This window comes from Actinoplanes sp. NPDC048791, from assembly GCF_040650095.1.
In the GTDB taxonomy this organism is placed as follows: Bacteria; Actinomycetota; Actinomycetes; order Mycobacteriales; family Micromonosporaceae; genus Actinoplanes.
In genome coordinates this window covers 1-1,404 of record NZ_JBEZGQ010001557.1, presented here as the reverse complement: position 1 = coordinate 1,404, position 1,404 = coordinate 1, and the positions used below count along the sequence as shown (strand labels likewise).

General features: G+C 76.5%; 1 protein-coding gene and 1 pseudogene. Both read left to right on the top strand.

Annotated elements, in window-relative coordinates; genetic code table 11:
- Positions 1 to 383 (top strand): ABC transporter permease (locus AB0C29_RS48445; protein WP_360835133.1); only part of this gene is annotated, 383 nt, incomplete at its 5' end.
- Positions 380 to 1,404: pseudogene (locus tag AB0C29_RS48440) on the top strand (ABC transporter permease); the annotation flags it as partial. The gene AB0C29_RS48445 and the pseudogene AB0C29_RS48440, both read left to right, overlap by 4 nt.

Sequence of the window (1,404 nt, the reverse complement as noted above, 5' to 3'; positions counted from 1 at the left end):
TCGCCGCGGTCGGGGTCGCGGTGGACGTGCAGGCCACCACCCGGCGTCGCGCCGGTGAGCTGGCGGTGCTGCACGCCCTCGGCGCCGGTCCGCGGCTGCTGACCCGGTCGTTGCTCGTCGAGCAGGCGTTCCTGGCCGGGATCGGCGCGCTCGCCGGGCTGGTCACCGGGGTGCTCGTCGCGATCGCGGTGGCCCCGCTGCTGGTCCTCACGCCCGCCGCCGCCCGGCCCGTGCCCGTGCCGCTGCCGGACATCGAGTGGCTGCGCGCCGCCGGTACGGGTGTGGTCCTGATCGTGCTCGCCCTCGCCCTGACCGCCCTGGCCGCCGTTCGCATGCACCGCCGCCTCGCCGCGGCCCCGCCCACCTGGGGGCAGGACCAATGACCGCCCTGCTGCACCGTGCCCGCGCGTTCGCCGGTGGACTGGCCCTGCTCGCGGCCCTCGCCCTGGTCGCCGCCCTGCTGGTGAGCGGCGTGCCGAAACTGGCCAACGGCAACACGGACGCGGGCCTGCGCGCGGACATCGCCAAGTTGCCGCACACCGCCCGTGACCTCACCTTCGGCAGCGTGCGCGCGCGTTTCCCGCTGGACCCCACCGCCGATGTCGTCCGCGACGGCCCGCAACGGCTCGACACCTACCGCGCGCAGCTCAGTGCGCCGCTGCCGGGGCTGATCAGCGACCAGTGGTACACCGCGCGGGTCGGGCCCGCCGGTGTGCGTACCAGTGGCGCCGTCGCGCCGTTCCTCGGCAACTGCACGCCCAGCCTGTCGGTGCGCACGCTGACCGGCGCCGACCAGGCGATCCGGATGGTCGAGGGCCGCCCGCCGGCCTCGGGCGGCACCGTCGAAGCGACGGTGGCCCGCCCGGCCGCGACGGCCATGAAGCTGCGGGTCGGCTCGACCTTCACCCTGACCGGCTCGTACGGCGAGATCCCCGTGCAGGTGGTCGGCATCTTCGAGCAGACCGACCCGGGGGCACCGATCTGGGCCGACATGCCGCTGACCCAGACGGCCTGCCCGAACCCGGACGACGGCGTCACCGTGCGGGCCGGCCTGCTCACCGACGACGCCGGCCTGCGCTTCGCCGCCGAGCGCACCGGCGACGTGGTGCACGAGTGGCGCTACCGGATCGCCGAGGAGCGCCTGTCCGCCCCCGACGTGCCCCCGCTGGCCGCAGCCGTGGCCGCCGCCCGGCGCGAACCGCCGCCGCAGACCGTGCTGACCAGCGGCCTCGAGACCTCCCTGAGCCGCTTCACGAACGAGCAGAGCGCCGTCGCCGCGCTGCTGGCCGTCGTGCAGGCCGGGGTCCTGGCGACCCTGCTCGGCCTGATCGCGCTCGCGGCCGGCCTGGTCGTGGAGCGGCGCCGGGCCGAGTTCGCCCTGATCCGGGCGCGCGGTGGCGCCGC